This window comes from Pseudomonas sp. NFACC56-3, assembly GCF_900100025.1.
In the GTDB taxonomy this organism is placed as follows: domain Bacteria; phylum Pseudomonadota; class Gammaproteobacteria; order Pseudomonadales; family Pseudomonadaceae; genus Aquipseudomonas; species Aquipseudomonas fluorescens_AA.
Window position 1 is genome coordinate 1 of record NZ_FMTK01000036.1, and the last position, 16,789, is coordinate 16,789.

Genomic DNA, 16,789 nt, shown 5'->3' on the forward strand with positions numbered 1-16,789 from the left:
GACGTCTACAAAGACGCCGGCAAGGTTGAAGTCAGCATCGATAAAGCGACTGGCGGTAACTTCGAGAACCTCGTTCCGAGCACGACTCCAGCCGTCACGGACGTCACCGATACCATCGACACCAGCACCGTTTCGCTCACTGCGACTTCGACTGTGGCCGAAGGCGGTACCGTGGTCTATACCGCTTCGGTCAACGCCCCGGTCACCGGTGCTCCACTGGTCGTCACCCTGTCCAACGGCCAGACCATCACTATCCCAGTTGGCGCAAGCTCCGGCAGCGTGAACTTCGTTACGACGAACGATGCCCTCGCTGGCGGTGATAACCTGAGCGTCAAGATTGACGACGCCAAGGGTGGTAACTACGAAAATCTGGCTATCGATGGCAAGACCGCCGATACCTCGGTAACCGATACCCAGGACACTACCGGCCTGACGCTTTCCGCAACCGACACCGTGACAGAAGGCGGCTCGATTGTTTATACCGCCACCCTGACCAACGCTGCTGGCTCGCCGGTCACCATTACGCTGAGCAATGGCGCGGTGATCAACATCGCAGCCGGTGCCACCACTGGCACCGTCACCGTGGATGCGCCTAAAGACGACGTCTACAAGGACGCCGGCAAGGTCGAAGTCAGCATCGATAAAGCCACCGGTGGTAACTTCGAAAACCTCGTTCCGAGCACGACCCCGGCTGTCACTGACGTGACCGATACCATCGACACCAGCACCGTTTCGCTCACTGCGACTTCGACTGTGGCAGAAGGTGGCACCGTCGTTTATACCGCCTCGGTCAACGCTCCGGTCACCGGCGCTCCACTCGTGGTGACATTGAGCAACGGCCAGACCATCACCATCCCGGTCGGCGCCAGTTCCGGCTCGGTGAACTTCGCCACGCAAAACGACGCCCTCGCCGGCGGCAACCAACTGAGCGTCAAGATCGACGACGCCAAGGGTGGCAACTACGAAAAACTGGCTATCGACGGCAAGACCGCCGATACCTCGGTCACCGATACCCAGGACACCACCGGCCTGAGCCTGAGCGCCACCGGTACGGTCGCCGAAGGGGGTCAGATCACCTACACCGCGACCCTGACCAACGCCGCCGGCTCACCGGTCACCGTCACCTTGAGCAACGGCGCGGTGATCAACATCGCCGCCGGTGCCAAAACCGGTACCGTGACCGTCGATGCGCCGAAAGACGACGTCTATCAGGACGCCGGTAATGTCTCGGCAACCATCAAGACAGCCACCGGTGGCAACTTCGAGAGTCTCGTCCCGAGCACCGCGCCGGCGGTGACTGCAGTCACTGACACCGTCGACAACACCACGGTCAGCATCACCGGCAGCACGTCCGTCACCGAAGGCCAGACCGCGACGTACACCGTCAGCCTGACCAACCCGGCGCAGACGGAAGTGACCGTCAAGATCGTCTACAGCGGCACTGCGGCCGACGGTTCGGACTTCACCGGCGTCTATACCGTGAAGATCCCGGCCAACGCCACCAGCGCCACCTTCAACGTCGCGACGCTGGACGACAAGATCACCGAAGGCACCGAAAACTTCGTGGTCAAGATCGACTCGGCCACCGGTGGCAACTTCGAGCACCTGGGTGTCAGTGGCACCAACGGCAGCGTCAGCACGTCGATCATCGACAACGATGCGCCGCCGGTACTCGACCTGGACGCCAACAACTCCAGCGGCAAGACCGGGGCCGACTACCAGGTGACCTTCACCGAAGGCACCACTGGCCCGGGCGTGTCCATCGGTGACACCGACCTGAAGATCACCGACCCGGACAGCACCCTGCTGACCGGCGCGACCATCGTGCTGACCAACCGTCAGCCTGGCGATGTGCTGAACCTGGGCAACAGCGTCAATGGCATCAGCATCAACGCCAACAGCACCGACGGCAAGATCGTGCTGACGCTGTCGGGCAATGCGACGCTGGCCGACTACATGCAGCAGATCAAGAACATCAGCTTCACCAACAGCAGCGATGACCCGAGTACCGTACCGCGCATCATCACCGTGACGGTGACCGACGGCACCAACTACTCCAACACGGCCACCACCACCGTGAACGTGGTCGGGGTCAACGACGCGCCAGTAGCCACCGGTGGCGCGGTGACCGGCACTGAAGACACTTCACTGGTGCTCGGCTGGTCGACGTTCGGTATCAGCGACGTGGACAGCGCCGCCGCCAGCCAGGGTGTGAAAATCACCGGGCTGCCGAGCGACGGCAAGTTGCAGTACCTGGACGGTGCCACCTGGAAGGACGTGGCCAACAACCAGACCTTCACCAAGGCTGACATCGACGCCGGCAAGCTGCGCTTCACCCCGGACGCCAACGAATCCGGCGCCAACGGCAACCCGAGCGGCGTGGGCGATCAAAAGGCCGATTACGCACAGATCAGCTTCCAGCCAACCGACGGCCAGGCGCTGGGCAATACCAGCACGGTGAAGATCGACATCACGCCGGTCGCCGACGCACCGACCCTCAACGTGGCCGGCAACAACGTGACCTCCACCGGGCTGATCAAGGAAGTCTGGACCGGCCTGTCGGGCCTGGGCACCGATGGCAACGGCGCGCCATCCGGCACGCTCAAGTCGGTGATCGATGCCGCCGGCACGCCGAACAGCAGCACCAACGTGACCAACGTGCAGTCCGACAGCAACGTTAACCCGGGCACCGCGTCGAAAACTTCCGGCCTGATCTTCCTCGAAGCCGGCAAGACCTACACCTTCAGCGGTACCGGCGATGACAGCCTGCTGGTCACCGTCGGCGGCAAGGACGTGGCGGCCATCACCTGGGGCGCAGGCGGTAAATTGAACGGCTCGTTCACACCGACCACCAGCGGCTACTACACCCTGGACATCTACCACCATAACCAGACTGGCCCGGGCAGCTACGACGTGAACCTGTCGGTCAACGGCGGCACGCCAGTGGACCTGAGCAGTGCCGGCGTGCCGCTGTACACCGGCGTGGCCGACCTGGCGAATGCCGGCGTGACCGTCTCCGACCTGCACGGCACCAATGGCGAAGGTTATTACGACGGCTACAAACTCAACGAAGGCGCCGAAGGCACCAGCGTGAACCTGTCCAAGATCACCACGGCCCTGACCGACACCGACGGTTCGGAAAGCCTGAGCGTGAAGATCGGCGGCATTCCGGAAGGCAGCGTGCTGAGCGACGGCGCGGGCCATACCGCGACCGTGGGCAGCAACGGCGAAGCCTCGGTCACCGGCTGGAACCTGGGCAGCCTGACCCTGACGCCACCGACCTACTACAACGGCCAGTTCAACCTGACCGTGACGTCGACCTCTACCGAAGCCCTCGGCGGCTCGGCGGTCAGCATCGCGCAGATCCCGGTCACGGTTTATCCGGCGGTGTACAACGCCGTGACAGCCACCTCCAGCAGCGACAACGTCACCGGCACGGATGGCAACGACATCGTCGTCGCCGACATCGGCGGCCTGACCGTGGTGCCGGGCGTCAACTACAACATTGCCTTCATGGTCGACAGCTCCGGCAGCATGAGCGATTCGTCGCTTTCCGCAGCCAAGACCTCACTGACGTCGGTGTTCAACACGCTCAAGCAAAGCATGGGTAGCAACTCGGGCACGGTGAACATCTTCCTGGCGGACTTCGACAGGCAGGTGAACAAGACCGTTTCGGTCAACCTCAAGGACCCGAACGCACTGGCGCTGCTCAAGAACGTGCTGGATTCAATGGCGTCCGGCGGCGGCACCAACTACGAGGACGTATTCAAGACCACGGCCAACTGGTTCAAGAGCACTGAAGCCTTGAGCAACACCGGGGCGAAAAACCTGACTTACTTCATCACTGACGGCCAGCCGACCTTCTATCAGTCTGGTGAACAGACCAACCCGACCCTTTACGGCGACGTGAAGCTCGACAGCCTGATTACCACGACCAACTACAAGCTGGGCCAGACGTTCAGCGCCGACCTGGACAGCACACACCGCGTGAAGGTCGACGAGTCTGGCAATGTCACGCTGCAAACCTGGAAAAAAACCTGGGGCGGCTACTGGAGCGACGAAGCGCTGGGCACCTTGCATGCCCAGGGTGACGGCACCTATGAGCTGTCGTATCGCGACGGTACCGGCAACAGCACCGACTCGAGCACCACCAGCAACTCCCTGAGCGCCTTCGCGCTCCTGAGCTCGCTGTCTGGCGTGGAAGCCATCGGCCTTAACAGCGATGTGACCCTGGCCGATCTCAAGCCCTACGACTCGGATGCAAAACCACAGACCAACATCGACCCGAAAGACCTGGCGAACTCGATCATTGGCCACACCGAAGCGACCCTGCCGGGCGCCGATACGGTCAACGGTGGCGACGGCAATGACATCCTGTTCGGCGACCTGGTGAGCTTCAACGGCATCGCCGGCGAGGGCTACCAGGCCATCCAGGCGTTCGTGGCCCAGCAGAACGGCGTGGACGTCAGCAAGGTCACCACCAGCAACGTGCACCAGTACATCACCGAGCACTACACCGCGTTCGATGTGTCCGGTGCCCACGATGGCAACGACACCCTGTTGGGCGGCGCCGGCAACGACATCATTTTCGGCCAGGGCGGCAACGACACGCTCAACGGTGGCAAGGGCAATGACATCCTGCTGGGTGGCACGGGTAACGACACACTGATCGGCGGCCAGGGCAATGACACCCTGATCGGCGGCCTGGGGGGCGATACCTTTGTCTGGAAGGCCGGCGACACCGGCACCGACGTGATCAAGGACTTCAAGGCCGCCGATGGCGACCGGATCGACTTGCGGGATCTGTTGCAGGGCGAAACCGGCAGCACCATCGACCACTTCCTGAAGATCAGCACGGTCGATGGCGTGTCGTCGCTGCAGGTCAGTACCTCCGGCCAGTTCAATGGGGCCAACGGTGCCGCGGCGGCGCCGGACGTGACGATCAAGCTTGAAGGCAACAACTGGTCGAACGTGAACCTGAACTCGTTGATCGCCGGCAGTGACCCGACCATCAAGGTCGATCACAACAACAGCTGAACCTGACACAAAACCCGTGGCGAGGGAGCTTGCTCCCGCTGGGGCGTGAAGCGGCTCTGTTTTTTGGGGCTGCTGCGCAGCCCAGCGGGAGCAAGCTCCCTCGCCACGGGATAAGTGTTCATACTCCCCCACAGTTGGCCTATGCTGCCCAGCATGACGCCGCTTCATACATGAGGGATGCCCGATGTTTTATGTGCAACGCGATGCACAAGGCCTGCTGGTGCGCGTAGAAGCCGCCGCTTATGCCGAAGCCACCGAAACCCTGCCGGCCGACAGCCACGAGATCCAGGACTGGTTCGCCAACCAGGCGGTGGAAAACAGCCTCAAACAGCTCAAGCAGAGCGACCTGGAGATGATCCGGGTACTCGATGACTTGATCCAGGTACTGACCAGCAAAGGCGTGATCCGCGTCACCGACCTGCCAGCCGCGGCCCAGGCCAAGCTGATGGACCGCACCCAGGCCCGGGAAGCACTGGGCGGGTTGAGCCGGTTGATCGATGATGATGAGAAGGGGTTGATCTAGCCTCAAATGACATCCCTGTGGCGAGGGAGCTTGCTCCCGCTCGGCTGCGCAGCAGTCGCAAAACCAGGCAACGCGGTCTGCCTGAAGAGCTGGGGGCCTGCTTCGCAGGCCAGCGGGAGCAAGCTCCCTCGCCACAGGGGATCGTGTTGTCTGGACTGACGCCATCGCGAGCAAGCTCGCTCCCACAGTTGATCAGGGTTGATCTCGATTATTTCGGTTCGACATAGATTCAATGTGGGAGCGGGCTTGCTCGCGAAGGCGGTCTTCAATCCACCACAGACACATCAGGCCGGCGCTTGAGCCTCCAGCCGATCCATCGCTCGCTCCACCAACAACTGCACCCCATCGGCCATCCGGCTGATCGCCAGGATCACGCTGCGGCGTGAGCCGTCGACGTCGTCAGCCAGGTCGGCGGCGATGGCGCTGATGGACAGCAAGTCTTCGGAGGCATTGGCCAGGAGGGTTTCAGTGTCGATATCCGGGGAGACCATGAAGAGCTGGGCGGTTGGGTTTTTTCCCGAGGCTTCATCGGTAGGTTTTGGATTGAGGTAGTAGTCGAGGGCGCGCTCGGCGGCCTCATCGAGTTTTTTGGAGGCGTTGCCAGGACTTCCTGGCGGATTCGGAGTTACTTTGAACATTAGAGATTTCCTAAACAGTTAAGTGGAAACCGTCACCGTTCGCTTGCACGCGAATGAGGGTGGCGGCCGTACGCAGGTGTGCAAGACCGGGCCTGTTTAGGACACCCAGCAGATCCAAGGATCTCCTGCGTGCAGCCGCCATAAAGCCAGTGGGCAGAAAAAAGCCCCTGAGCGATGTAGCGTCGCATCCTAAACAGTTTCTTCGGACTTGCACGTCCGTGTCACCGTTTTTTCAGTGACAAACCCAGACTAGCCACGAGGCAGACGCCGGACAAGTTCACCAACTTCGCTACAACTCGAAGGAAATCTCCTAGGACCTTGCTTTTGGAGGGGGTGTATATCCGTTTCTGCGGTAACGGCTACTGGCGGTTCCGCCCTTACGGCGGCTCACTTTTGAGAAGCGCAAAAGTAAGCAAAACGCTCTTGCCCCACCACTCGGCACCTCGCCTAGGCTCGGTGTGCCCGAACGCAGGCATTGCTCCGTGGGCCGCCGCGAAGGGCCATCCATGGCCCAGCGCGGCTACCTCGGCATCCATGCCGAGGTGCCCACTGCGCAATGCCTGCGTTCGGCCAGCGTGGTTAACGGGGCGCCCAAGATCAAAAGCAAGAGCAAGAGCAAGAGCAAGAGCAAGAGCAAGAGCAAGAGCAAGAGCAAGAGCAAGAGCAAGAGCAAGAGCAAGAGCAAGAGCGGGGCACATCCCGGCATTTTATTTAGCAGCCCCACCGCCGAGCCCTGTGGGAGCCAAGCTTGCTCGCGATGGCGGTGGGTCTGCTTGCATCAATGCTGAATGTACCGCCATCTTCGCGAGCAAGCCCGCTCCCACAGGGGAAACGCGGTCCCCATCAAGAACCAGGTCGGCTATAAGGCCGCCTCGTCCTGGCTTTTGATCTGGGGGCCCCGTTAACCACGCTGGCCGAACGCAGGCATTGTGGAGTGGGCATCCCGGCATGGATGCCGGGATAGCCGCGCTGGGCCATGGATGGCCCTTCGCGGCGGGCCCACGGAGCAATGCCGGAGTGAGGGCACACCGAGCCTAGGCGAGGTGCCGAGTGGTGGGGCATAAAGCGTTTTGCTTACTTTTGCGCTTCTCAAAAGTGAGCCGCCGTAAGGGCGGAACCATAAGTCGCCGTTACGAAAAGAACGGATATGTACTCGGTCAACAACATCCAGGCCGGCTACCAGGCCGCTTCGCCAGCAAGCCTCACCCCCACCGCCGAGGCTCCCCAACCAACTGCCCCTGCACCCCAAACAACCCCATCTCCCGAATCACCGCCAACTCCCCCTCCGTCTCCACCCGCTCGGCAATCAACGGCAAATCGATACTGTGGGCCGCGCGCTGGATCGCCTCGATGAACAAACGCTTATCACTTTCCTGATCAATGGCACGAATGTAACTGCCGTCGATTTTCAAGTAAGCCAACCCCAGCCGCGACAAGTTGCCGATCATGCTGAACCGCCCACCAAAGCGCTGCAGGCTCAGGGAAAAGCCGAGCTCGCGCAGTTGCCGGGTCAACTGCTCCAGCACGGCCTGCTCCGGCAATTGCTCTTCGCCAATCTCCAGGGTCAAGCGCGGCCCGAGGTTGGAATGGGCCCGCAGGATCTCAAAGATCTTGTTCAGCGCCTGAGGATCGGCCAAGGTCGCCGAAGACAGGTTCAACGCCAGGGACTGCTCATGCCCGGCCATTTGCCTGAGCACTTGTTCGAGCATCAAGCGGTCCAGGCGCGCGGTCCAGCCGAAACGCTCCAACCAGGGCAGGAAACGCCCGGCGGGGATGGTCTGGCCCTGCTCGTCCAGTAGCCGCGACAACACTTTGTAATGCAGCACTACCTGGGTGTCCTGGGCCGCTACCACCGGCTGGAAGTACAGCTCGAAGCGCTGATGACTCAAAGCCTGATCGAGCAAGGTGTGCCAGGCATGGTGATCGTCTCCGACGCTGGCCGAGGCACTGTGGTCCAGGCAGGCCCAACCCGGTTCGCCCTGGCTTTCGGCCTGGGCCAGGGCCTGATCGCCAAGCTGGAGCACCGCTTGCGGAGAGTCGCCATGGACGAACGGCGCCAACCCGATGGAGGCCACCGACGCCACGTCAGTCGCGCCGGTGGCGTGCAGGCTCGCCAGGGCGGCTTCGAGGTTCTGCGCCAGTTGCAGCGCCTCCTCGCGCACCAGCCCGGGGGCCAGCACCGCGAACTCGCCACCGCGAATACGCGTGACCAGGTTGAGGGTCTCCGGGTAGCGGGCGCATTCACGCTGCAATTGCTCGCCCACGGCCTGGAGCAACTGGTCAGTGCGCTGCCCGCCCAACCGCTGGTTCAAACCGGCCAGGTCCTTGACCCGCAGCAACAGCAGATAACCAGAACTGGCCTGCTCCGGGTTACTCACCCGGGCATTGAGCTGCATTTCGAAATAGCGCCGGTTGGCCAGGCCCGTGAGGGTGTCCTGGTAGGACTCAACCCGCAGCTTCTCGCTGCGCTCGGCCTGCTCCTGGAACAGCGCCTTGAGCTTCTCGACCATCTGGTTCATCGCCTGCACCACGCGCCGCAGTTCAGGCGTGCGTGGCAACTCCGGCAGGCTCAGGAACTCGCGACGAGCAATGGCATGGGACTGATGCACCATGTAGTCCAATGGCTTGAGCTGGCGACGCAGCAGCAAGGCCCCCAGCACCGCGCTCACGGCGCCGCACAACAGCAACCAGCCCAGGCTGCCCAACGCGCTCTGCCAGAGCTTGGCGAGGGCGAACATCGGGTGGCTGATCACTTCGACCCGCGCCGCCTGCTCCCAGCCGCGACTGACGATGGCGTCGCCACCGGCCGGTTCCAGGCCGATCAGCTTGACGAACCATTGCGGCACGCTGCCAGCGTCCGGCGTGCCGGTGCGCTCGACCAGGGTCTTGTCGGTGGCCACGTCGACCACGCGGATGGTCGCGTAGTAGCCGCTGTCGAAGATCGAGCTGACCATCAACTCCACCATCGCCGGGTCGTCGATGTTCGGCGTCAACGACAGCGCCAACGCCGTGGCCGCGTCCTGGGCGTGGGAGCGCAACTGATTGACGTACTGGGCCCGCGAGCTCTCCAGGCTGACCATGAAGCTGCCGCTGAAGGCAACCACCAGGAACAGACAGATAGCGATCAACAGCTGTTTGAACAAGGACATCTGAGCGCGCGCTCCTAGTTAGTCGTCTCGACCGGAAAACCTTCGGCCTGCATTTTTTTCAACACATCCTGCCACCGGGACAGGCGCTTGGTGTCACCCACTTTCTTGTTGCCCTTGGCGCCCGGCAGCCACAGCCCTTCGGCATTGAAAGAGTAGACCGGGAGCAAGTCGGTTCGCTGGCTGGCCGGCAGGATCCCGTCGATCAGGCTGTCGAGTACCAGCGGCATCGCCTCGGGCGTGGCGTAATAGGTGAGCACCATGTGGGCACGGTTCTGCCGCAAGGCCTTGACGTAGGTGATGCGCAGCTTGTCACTGGACACCCCGAGATGGCGCAGGCTGAAGTACTTGGCGATGGCGTAGTCTTCACAATCGCCGGCGCCCTTCCACAGGGCCTGGATCGGTGTTTCCCAATAGTCGACTTCACGCCACAGGTCGATGTCTTCCACGTAGCGAACCTGTTTGTTGAAAAACAGGTTCACCACCTTGAGCTGTTCCAGTTCCGGGATCTGTTTCTGGGTCGCCAGCAATTGCTGCCAGGCGTCGATCCGTTGCTGCCCTTCACCCAGCGGGCCATATAACGCTTGCGCCCGCCGGCTGATCTGAGCAAAGTCCCAGTCGGCCCGCAGGCCGCCCAGCATCAGGCCGGCCAGCAACAATGCCGAACACAGCCAGCGCAAGGACCTGAGGACAGGGAACGGTGCAGCCAAGGGAGATACGTCCGAAAAGGGTCGTTGGAAATTCGTTGGATGGTGACGCCTGGCCCACTAAAAGACAATGGCAAGGTGCAATCACCGCAGGCAGACTAAACTTTAGTTCAGGAACCTCCGGTCGAGAGACTTTGACGTCTCGCCAACCTGTAACTAACGTGAGCCTGGATCCAATTTCTACTACCAATCAGGGTACGTTGTCGTGACACAGAAGCCCAAGCCGCTCAGCACTATCCAGATCAACGGTCCCATTCCCGCTGACCAGGCACGCTCGATCATCGAAGGGTCTCTGCGCGAGGCCATCCTCGATGGGCGCTTGCCTTGCGGTACCGCCCTGCGCCAGCAGGAACTGGCCGACCTGTTCGGCGTGAGCCGCATGCCGGTGCGCGAGGCGTTGCGCCAACTCGAAGCGCAGTCGCTGCTCAATGTGGTTCAGCACAAGGGCGCCGTCGTGGCGCCATTGATCACCAACAATGCGGTCGAAACCTACGCCCTGCGTTCGGTCCTGGAGGCTTTCGCCTTGCGCCTGTCCATCCCTTTGCTCGATGACAGCGACCTGGCACTGGCCGCCCGGTACATCGAACAGCTGGAAACGGAAACCGACCACGCCGAGATCGGCAAGCTCAACCGGCTGTTCCACATGTCGCTTTATCACAAGGCACCCAACGGCAAGCTGCTGGACCTGATCGAGCGCGAGCTCAATGAAGAAGAGCGCTTCCTGCGCTTTCATCTGTCGTCCATGGGCCTGGGCAACTTGAACCAGGACGATCATCGCGCGCTGCTCGAGGCCGCGCAGGCCAAAGACATCGATAAAGCGATCGCATTGCTGGAACTGCACCTGGAAAAAGCCTCTGTCACCATGCGCCGGTACTTGGAACAGCCGTCGAAGCTGTGATCCCACGTCGGACGCTCCGTCCGGCGTAAAAATTTCTTACATATCCTTCCGAATCACTAATCGCCAGCCCGGCGCGGCTTGGCCGTGGCCGCGGCTCGTCGCCCCATCAGTTCAATGGCACTGCCATCGATTTGGGCTCACTCTTGCGCTTATCGATTCAAAACAGACCTGAAGAAGTCAACGCCTGGCTGAGGCCAGGCGAATCGAAGCCAATACGCAAGGAGCGTCGTCCAACCGGCGGGATGATCGGATGTCCGACCGACGTCCTGCCCATAAAAATCAAACTTCCTTATTCCCCCGATCCCTGAAGTGCTCCGAGTGAGGCATTCACTCGAACTATTCGATTCTGATACGCCTAAATCGGAAGGAGCTTCTTCGCCCCAATAAAACTTATATTAAAAGTTTTAAAAGCCCTCTTCGCGCCCAATAAAACAGCCACTTTAAATATTTAAAAAAGTACTTGCCGCTTACTTGCTCCGTGTATTAGTTTTTTATTCGCCGCGTTACTGGCGGCCGTTCAGACTTGCTAAAACCCAAGCAAACAAGGGCTTCGCAAGCCGAAAGCACGATTTAAAGAGAATGCTCAAGCCACTTTGGCAATTCATGGATTTCGGTTCAGGCACCCGCTCGCCTTCACTAACTAACGAGCCGCCCTCCGAACAAAACATCATTGATGAGGACGTTCCAATGCAGCCATCCAAAGAACAACTATCTCTCAAAAAACACGAACTTGGCCAACACCCGGTTTTTTCCGAGATTACATCAATCGATCTGTTGCGCCGCTTTATGGAAAGCCATGTCTTTGCCGTCTGGGACTTCATGTCGCTGACCAAGCGACTGCAACGCGAGCTCACCTGTGTCCACCTGCCCTGGCTGCCGCCGGCCGACCCCCACGCGGCCCGCTTGATCAATGAGATCGTGCTGGGGGAAGAGTCGGATGACCGCCCTGGCGCCGGCTATTGCAGCCATTTCGAACTGTACCTGGACGCCATGCGGGAAATCGGCGCCGATACCCGCGCCATCGAGCAGTTCATCACCCTGCAGCAGGAAGGCGTCAGCCCCGAGACCGCGCTGGACAGTGTCGAGGTCGAGCCGGCGGCGGCGCGGTTCGTCCGCCAGACCTTGCACACCGCCCTGCACGCCCCGGCCCACAGCGTGGCCGCCGCCTTCGTGCATGGTCGCGAGAGTGTCATCCCGCAGATGTTCCAGCGCATGTTGGACGCCTGGGGCATTGGCCTGGATCAGGCACCGACCTTCCGTTACTACCTGCAACGGCACATCGAAGTCGACTCCGAAGACCACGGGCCGGCGGCAGAAAAACTGTTGGCACGGCTGATCGATGGCGACCCGCAGCGCGAAACCGAAGTCCTGGCCGCCGCCCTCGCCGCCGTCCACAGCCGCGCCGCCTTGTGGGACGGCCTGCGCCAGAGCATGACCCAACCGGTTGCGCAGGTGATGCCATGAACGCCATCCCCTACCAATCCTTCGCCGACGCCTGGGAAAGCCGCGCCACGATCCGTACCCGGCCACGGCGCCGGGTCGAAGACGACGACAAGCTGATCTTCCCCATGAGCCGCCAACCGCTGGTGCACAGCCAGACCTTCCTCAGCCACTGTGCGCAACTGCGCGACTTTGTGCTGGTGCAGAGCCTCTACAAGTTCATCAACGACGTGGTGATTTTCGAGACCGAACTGGTGGACCACACCGCCCGGCGCATCGCCAAGAACCGCTTCGGCATCGAATTCCCGTTCGCCTGCCGCTACGACGCGATGACCGTGGTGGTGGACGAGGATTACCACGCGCTGGTGGCGATGGACTTCATGCAGCAGACCATCGACATGACCGGCATCGATCCCATTCCGTTGCCTGGGCAGATCGAACTCAGCCGCGCCATACCGGCGACCCTGGCCCGAGCGCCGGAGCATTTGCTCAGCGCCGTGGAGCTGATCTGCATCGCCATTGCCGAGAACACCGTGACCAACGAGGTGGCCGCCTTCGCCCGGGACGATTCGGTCAAGGCCTCGATCAAGGGGTTGATGGCCGACCACTTGCTCGACGAGGGCCGGCACTCCGGTTTCTGGACGCGACTGGTGCAGATCTACTGGCGCACCGCCCCCGAAGAGGATCGCGCGGCGATCGCGCGCTTGATGCCCGGTTTCATCGCCCAGTACCTGGCGAGCGACCTGCAACAAGCCTTCGACTTCGAGCTGATCGCCCACCTGCCCGTCGACGAATCGGTACGCCAGTCGCTGCGTGAAGACGCCAGTGCGCTGGCGTACCCCATCAATCGTTTTCACCCGTTGGTGGGCAACATCACGCGTTTTTTCCGCGGCAGCTCGATGCTCGCGTCCCCCTGCGTACGCGACGCCCTTGCCGATTACCTGACCCCATGAGGACCTTTCGATGAGACGCCTCGACATTGCAGTGCCTGGCACCAGCCAGGCCATGACCGAACTGGCCCGGGAACTGGAACTGCACGGCCACGCAGTGGTTCGACACTCGCCGGCCGGCCACGACGCGGTCGACCTGTTGATCGACGACGGGACGACACCGCGAACCATTGAAGCCCGTTCATGCCTCCAGATCCGCGTGGCCCTGTGCACGCTGCCCGGTGAGGCACTGCCGCAACCGGTGCTGGTTTTTCGCGACGGTGCGCAGCGGCTGTTGTGCCAGGAAGCGATCGCGCCGCAACACGATGGCAATGGCCAGTCGTTGCGCCTGCGTACGCTGGCGACGTTGGTCGAGACCGGCGCACGGCTGGTCAGCCAGTTATCCCGGGACGAAACCTGTTTCGATCACTGGCCAACGGTAGACGCTGACGCTGTCGAGCAGCCCCTGCTCGGGCTCGATGCGCTGGAGCCGCTGGCCTTCGAGCACGGCCTCAATCGGCCGGCAGTGCCCTGGCTGCTGGCCGCCGCCGACGTGCCGGTGATGCACCGCATCGAACAGCGCCTGCTCGACGACGCCACGCAACCGGCCCTGTGGGTCGATGGGCACCTCATTGACTACAAGACCTTGCGCAGCCTGGCGCTGAGGATGCAGCAGGCCATGCTCGCCAGCCTACGCCCGGCGACCGACCGCCCGTTGGTGATCGGCGTATGCCTGCCCAAGTCCATGCAACTGTACGCCGCGATCCTGGCGGTGCTCGGTTGCGGTGCGGTGTACTTGCCGTTGGATCCGCAGCACCCGGCGCAGCGTCGGCGCTTCATCCTGGACAATGCCAAGGCCGACCTGCTGCTGCACGACGGCGACAACGACCTGGATGACGTGGCATTGCCAGCCCTGGATGTCCAGCGGCTGCCTGCGCTCAAACCGAGCATCCCGGCCTCGCTGATCCGGCGCGTGGTGAGCATCGACGAACCGGCCGTGGCGATCTACACCTCTGGCACCACCGGCCAGCCCAAAGGCGTGTTGCTCAGCCACCGCAACCTCAGCCATTTCTGTGCCTGGTACGGCGACTACGTCGGGTTGCAGCGCGACAGCCGGGCGTTGCAGTTTTCCACCATCAACTTTGACGCGTCGCTGCTGGATATCCTGCCGACCTTCATCCACGGCGCCCTGCTGGTGGTGCCCAGCGAAGACCAGCGCCGCGACCCGCAGCAATTGGTCGCGTTGATTCACCAGCAGCACATCAGCCACGCCTTCCTGCCGCCTGCGCTGCTGAGCGTCATGCCCCTGGATACGCCGTTGGGCCTGGCGCACCTGATCACCGGTGGCGATGTCTGCGAGCCGTTCGTGATCGAACGGCTCGCGCCACAATGCCGGTTCCACAACATCTACGGCCCGACCGAAACCACGGTGCTGGCGACCACACGCCAGTTCGGTGTCGGCGACAACAACCGCAACCTCGGCATGCCCATCGCCAATGGCCGGATCCTGATCCTCGACGAACAGTTGCAACCGGTTCCCCAAGGTGTCCCCGGCGAGTTGTACATCGCCGGCCCGGGCGTCGGCCTCGGCTATCTGAACGACCCGGCGCTGACCGCGACGCGTTACCTCGACCTGGCGCTGCCCACCGGACAAGCGCTGCGGGTCTATCGCACCGGCGATATCGGCCAGTGGACCGACAACGGTATCGAACTGTGCGGCCGCCGCGATAACCAAGTGAAGATCCGTGGTTTTCGGGTCGAGCCCGAGGAAATCGAGCACTGCCTGCGCGACAGCCAGCTGTTTCGCCAGGTGGCGGTGGGGGTCGATGAAAAGCGGCGGATCCTGGCGTTCCTGGTTCACCCCGAACAGGCGCACCCCGGCGCGGCCCTCCAGGCGCTGCGCGAGCATGTGCAGAACAGCTTGCCCAGCTACATGCACCCGGCGGCCTACGTCGAATTGCCCAGCCTGCCCTACACCAGCAACGGCAAGGTCGATCGCCGGGCATTGCTCGCCATGGCGGTGCAGGTGCACGTCGACGGCCAACGGCGCCAACCGCAGAACGCCCTGGAAACACAACTGCAGCAACTGTGGGCCGAGCTGCTTGAATTGCCAGTCGAGGATATTGCCACCGACGAGAGCTTCTTCAACCTTGGCGGGCACTCGATCCTGCTGTCGCGACTGCTGCTGAGCATCCGCCAGGTGTTCGGTCGCAGCCTGTCGATCAACCGCTTCATCGAGGCGCCGACGCTGATGACCTTGGCGAAGCTGCTGGACGACCCGGAACACAGCAACGCATCAGTCCTCAGCCCCCAGGCCTTCATCGATGCCGAGGCCGAGCTCAACCTCGATCCGCTGCCCATCAGCCAATGCGGCGATGTGCACAAGGTGGTGGTGACCGGCGCCAACAGCTTTCTCGGCGTGCACATCGTCGAAGCGCTGCTGGCCTGGGGCGCCACCGAAGTCGCGTGCCTGGTGCGCGCGAGCGCCGAACACAGCGCGGCTGAACGTTTCTCCCAGGCCCTGCGGGACAATCACCTGACCCACCTGGATCTGGACCGCGTCAGCGTGTACGCCGCCGACATCACCCAACCGCAATTGGGGTTGCCGGACGATGTCTACGCCCGTATCGATCGCACGTTCGGCGCGTTGGTGCACAACGCCGCCCACGTCAACCATGTACTCGACTATGCGTCACTGGCACGGGACAACGTCGAGCCGATTTTCGAGTGCCTGCGCCTGTGTGAAGGGCGCAGCAAGAAAATATTCAATTTCGTCTCCACGCTGTCCGCCTCCAGTGCCCTGGACGCCGATGGCCAGGTGCTGGAACAGCCTGCCGCCGAGACGCCGCCGATCTACATCAAGAACGGCTACAACCTGTCCAAATGGGTCGGCGAACGGATCCTGCAACGGGCCCGCGATCGCGGGGTGTGGGTCAATCTGTTCCGCCCCGGCAACATCAGCTTCAACAGCCTGACCGGGGTCTGCCAGCCCCACAAGAATCGCTTGATGCTGATGCTCAAGGGCTCGATCCAGCTCGGCCAGGTGCCAGACCTGTCACTCAATTTCGACCTGATGCCGGTGGATTTCCTGGCCCGCTTCATCGCCTTCCACGCCAGCCGCTACCAGCCCACCCAAGCGGTGTTCAACCTGCACAACCCGCAGCCTTTGAGCTGGGACGCTTACGTCGCGTCGTTCCGCGACAGCGGCCGGGAATTTTCGCTGGTGAGCGTCGCCGAGTGGCAACGGCAACTGGCGCGGGTCGATGCCGACAATGCGTTGTTTGGCGTGCTGGGTTTCTACCTCAACGGCTTCGAGGAAGACATCGGCGACATCTCGCTGATCAGCCACGACAACGCTCGTGCCGGCGTGCGACAGATGGGCGCCAGCTACCCGGAAAAGTCCCCGGCCCTGCTACGTCGCGGCGCCGACTACCTCAAGGCCATCGACTTCATTTGAAACACCCTCAACCC

Annotated in this window: 9 protein-coding genes and 1 pseudogene; 7 read left to right on the forward strand and 3 right to left on the reverse strand. The window is 62.2% G+C overall.

Translation table 11 applies throughout. The features are described 5' to 3' along the window. Positions 1 to 5,037 (forward strand): annotated as a pseudogene (locus tag BLO80_RS28245) (LapA family giant adhesin); the annotation flags it as partial. Between the two features lie 184 nt (positions 5,038 to 5,221). Then, the gene (locus BLO80_RS28250) at positions 5,222 to 5,560 is read left to right on the forward strand and encodes a tryptophan synthase subunit beta (RefSeq protein ID WP_092205600.1); all 339 of its coding nucleotides are present in this window, start codon (positions 5,222 to 5,224) and stop codon (positions 5,558 to 5,560) included. 284 nt (positions 5,561 to 5,844) lie between these two features. On the opposite strand, the gene BLO80_RS28260 is transcribed toward BLO80_RS28250, so the two are convergent. After that, a complete protein-coding gene (locus BLO80_RS28260) occupies positions 5,845 to 6,198 on the reverse strand; it encodes a DUF6124 family protein (RefSeq protein ID WP_092334416.1) in 354 nt (117 codons plus the stop codon). 482 nt (positions 6,199 to 6,680) lie between these two features. Here BLO80_RS28260 and BLO80_RS28265 point away from each other — a divergent pair, with 482 nt between their 5' ends. Further along, positions 6,681 to 6,986: a hypothetical protein gene (locus tag BLO80_RS28265; RefSeq protein ID WP_175459564.1), complete on the forward strand. Its 306-nt coding sequence runs from the start codon at positions 6,681 to 6,683 to the stop codon at positions 6,984 to 6,986. 414 nt (positions 6,987 to 7,400) lie between these two features. On the opposite strand, the gene lapD is transcribed toward BLO80_RS28265, so the two are convergent. Next, complete coding sequence (gene lapD, locus BLO80_RS28270; RefSeq protein ID WP_092334402.1) at positions 7,401 to 9,347, reverse strand: cyclic di-GMP receptor LapD; 1,947 nt, start codon at positions 9,345 to 9,347, stop codon at positions 7,401 to 7,403. 14 nt (positions 9,348 to 9,361) lie between these two features. Next, on the reverse strand, positions 9,362 to 9,985 hold the full coding sequence (lapG, locus tag BLO80_RS28275; protein ID WP_370873791.1) for a cysteine protease LapG: 624 nt from the start codon (positions 9,983 to 9,985) through the stop codon (positions 9,362 to 9,364). Between the two features lie 271 nt (positions 9,986 to 10,256). Here lapG and BLO80_RS28280 point away from each other — a divergent pair, with 271 nt between their 5' ends. From BLO80_RS28280 to BLO80_RS28295, 4 genes are all read left to right on the forward strand, one after another. After that, positions 10,257 to 10,949, forward strand: a complete 693-nt coding sequence (locus BLO80_RS28280) for a GntR family transcriptional regulator (protein WP_092334400.1) — start codon at positions 10,257 to 10,259, stop codon at positions 10,947 to 10,949. A 687-nt stretch (positions 10,950 to 11,636) separates the two neighbouring features. Beyond that, positions 11,637 to 12,413, forward strand: a complete 777-nt coding sequence (locus BLO80_RS28285; protein WP_092204952.1) for a DUF3050 domain-containing protein — start codon at positions 11,637 to 11,639, stop codon at positions 12,411 to 12,413. Further along, a complete protein-coding gene (locus tag BLO80_RS28290) occupies positions 12,410 to 13,342 on the forward strand; it encodes a diiron oxygenase (RefSeq protein WP_092204953.1) in 933 nt (310 codons plus the stop codon). Before BLO80_RS28285 ends, BLO80_RS28290 begins: the two co-directional genes overlap by 4 nt. Before the next feature lie 10 nt (positions 13,343 to 13,352). After that, complete coding sequence (locus BLO80_RS28295; RefSeq protein WP_092334398.1) at positions 13,353 to 16,775, forward strand: non-ribosomal peptide synthetase; 3,423 nt, start codon at positions 13,353 to 13,355, stop codon at positions 16,773 to 16,775. Positions 16,776 to 16,789 lie beyond the last annotated feature (14 nt).

Bases quoted from the DNA above. Each gene is read 5' to 3' on its own strand.
- BLO80_RS28260 (WP_092334416.1), bottom strand. From the start codon at position 6,198: ATGTTCAAAGTAACTCCGAATCCGCCAGGAAGTCCTGGCAACGCCTCC.
- lapD (WP_092334402.1), bottom strand. From the start codon at position 9,347: ATGTCCTTGTTCAAACAGCTGTTGATCGCTATCTGTCTGTTCCTGGTG.
- BLO80_RS28285 (WP_092204952.1), top strand. From the start codon at position 11,637: ATGCAGCCATCCAAAGAACAACTATCTCTCAAAAAACACGAACTTGGC.
- lapG (WP_370873791.1), bottom strand. From the start codon at position 9,985: ATGCTGGGCGGCCTGCGGGCCGACTGGGACTTTGCTCAGATCAGCCGG.
- BLO80_RS28290 (WP_092204953.1), top strand. From the start codon at position 12,410: ATGAACGCCATCCCCTACCAATCCTTCGCCGACGCCTGGGAAAGCCGC.
- BLO80_RS28250 (WP_092205600.1), top strand. From the start codon at position 5,222: ATGTTTTATGTGCAACGCGATGCACAAGGCCTGCTGGTGCGCGTAGAA.
- BLO80_RS28295 (WP_092334398.1), top strand. From the start codon at position 13,353: ATGAGACGCCTCGACATTGCAGTGCCTGGCACCAGCCAGGCCATGACC.